This is a genomic window from Rhodoplanes roseus, assembly GCF_003258865.1.
Classification (GTDB): domain Bacteria; phylum Pseudomonadota; class Alphaproteobacteria; order Rhizobiales; family Xanthobacteraceae; genus Rhodoplanes; species Rhodoplanes roseus.
In genome coordinates this window covers 1-2068 of the sequence record NZ_NPEX01000521.1, presented here as the reverse complement: position 1 = coordinate 2068, position 2068 = coordinate 1, and the positions used below count along the sequence as shown (strand labels likewise).

Annotated in this window: 3 protein-coding genes; all 3 read left to right on the top strand. The window is 71.9% G+C overall.

Annotated elements, in window-relative coordinates; genetic code table 11:
* On the top strand, positions 1-223 hold a 223-nt coding region (locus CH341_RS35475), incomplete at its 5' end, for a hypothetical protein (protein WP_210208690.1).
* A complete protein-coding gene (locus CH341_RS30910; RefSeq protein ID WP_111423465.1) occupies positions 223-915 on the top strand; it encodes a glutathione S-transferase family protein in 693 nt (230 codons plus the stop codon). The genes CH341_RS35475 and CH341_RS30910, both read left to right, overlap by 1 nt.
* On the top strand, positions 912-2068 hold a 1157-nt coding region (gene queG / locus CH341_RS30905), incomplete at its 3' end, for a tRNA epoxyqueuosine(34) reductase QueG (RefSeq protein ID WP_425376227.1). The genes CH341_RS30910 and queG, both read left to right, overlap by 4 nt.

Genomic DNA, 2068 nt, shown 5'->3' with positions numbered 1-2068 from the left:
GCCTGCACCCGGCCGGGCCGGCCGCCCGGATTTCAACGCATTGCGGCGCGATCACGGCAGGGTGATCGGAATGCCGGCGGTGGTCGGCGCCACGGCCCCGAATGTCCCCAACCAGGGCTTGCCGGCCGGCCGTTCGGACGGCAAGGTCGCGCGAGGTGCGGTCGGGTGGTCCGTGATCCGGGAACCCGCCGCCGGTCTTCTTGTGGCTTTTGCTCTCCCATGATGCTGACGCTGTTCCATCAGCCTTTGTGCCCGCAGTCCCGTTTCGTCCGTCTCGCCCTCGGCGAGTACGGCGTCGTCCCCCATCTGGCCGACGAGCGGCCGTGGGAGCGGCGCCAGGAGTTCCTGGTGCTCAATCCGGCCGCGACCACGCCGGTGCTGGTGGAGGACGGCCGGCCGCCGGTCTCCCACCCGGCGATGATCGCCGAGTATCTCGACGAGACCCGGGGCGGCGACCTCGGCGAGCACCGGCTGTTGCCGCAGGAGATGGCGGCCCGCATCGAGGTGCGGCGGCTCACCATGTGGTTTCTGGAGAAGTTCCACGCCGAGGTGAGCGGTCCGCTGGTGACGGAGCGGGTGTTCAAGCGTCATATGACGGTGAAGCAGGGCGGCGGCTCGCCCGACATCGACGCGATCCGGGCCGGCCTGTCGAACATCCGCTACCACCTGGCCTATATCGGCTGGCTGGTGCGGACGCGGGACTGGCTGGCCGGTCCGCGCATGACCTATGCGGATCTCGCGGCCGCCGCGCATCTCTCGTCGGTCGACTATCTGGGCGATGTGCCGTGGCACGAGGACGAATCGGCGAAGACCTGGTACGCGCGGGTGAAGTCGCGCCCCTCGTTCCGGCCGTTGCTGGTCGAGATGCATGCCGGAATCGCCCCGTCCAAGACCTACGCCGACCTCGACTTCTGACCGATCCCTCCGCACTCCTGCCGGCGCTGCGCGACGAGGCCGAAAAGCTCAGCTTCGACGCCGTCGCGATCGCTGCGCCGGACCGGATCGGCGAGGCCGGCGCGCGCTTCGAACGCTTCCTGGCCGAGGGCCTGCACGGCGACATGGATTGGCTGGCCGACCGGCCGGAGCGGCGCACGAGTCCGCGCGGCCTGTGGCCCGAGGTGCGGGCCGTCGTCATGCTCGGCGTCAATTACGGGCCCGGCCACGATCCGCGGACCCTGCAGGCGCGGCGCGACCGCGGCGCCGTCTCGGTCTATGCGCGTGGCGACGACTATCACGAGGTGATCAAGCCGCGCCTCAAGGCGCTGGCCCGCTGGCTGGTCGCCACGGCGGGCGGCGACGTCAAGGTCTTCGTCGACACGGCCGCCGTGATGGAGAAGCCGCTCGCCGCCGCGGCCGGGCTCGGCTGGCAGGGCAAGCACACCAACCTGGTGTCGCGCGAGCTCGGCTCGTGGCTGTTCCTCGGCGCGTTGTTCACCACCCTGCCGCTGCCGCCGGATGCGCCGGCCGACGACCGCTGCGGCTCCTGCCGGGCCTGCCTCGACGCCTGCCCGACCGACGCCTTCGTCGGTCCGTACCGGCTCGATCCGCGGCGCTGCATCTCCTACCTGACCATCGAGCACAAGGGCCCGATCCCCGGCCCGCTGCGGGAGCGCATGGGCAACCGCATCTACGGCTGCGACGACTGCCTCGCCGCCTGCCCGTGGAACAAGTTCTCCCAGCTCGGCCGCGACGCCAAGCTCGCCGCCCGGGAGGTCCTGAACGCGCCGGCGCTCGCCGACCTCGCGGCGCTCGACGACGCGGCGTTCCGCGAGCTCTTCCGGAAGACCGCCATCAAGCGCACCGGCCGCGACCGCCTCGTCCGCAACGTGATGATCGCGATCGGCAACAGCGGCGATCCCGCCCTTGCCGACGCCGCCACGGCGCGGCTCGCCGACGCCTCGCCGCTGGTCCGCGGCGCCGCCGTGTGGGCGCTGTCGCGGCTGCTGCCGGCGGAAAAGTTCGCCGCGCTCGCCGCCCGGCATCTCGCCGACGAATCCGACCCGCAGGTGCGGGACGAATGGACGGTCGATCAGGCGGTCATTCCGGGGCGCCGCGAAGCGGCGAACCC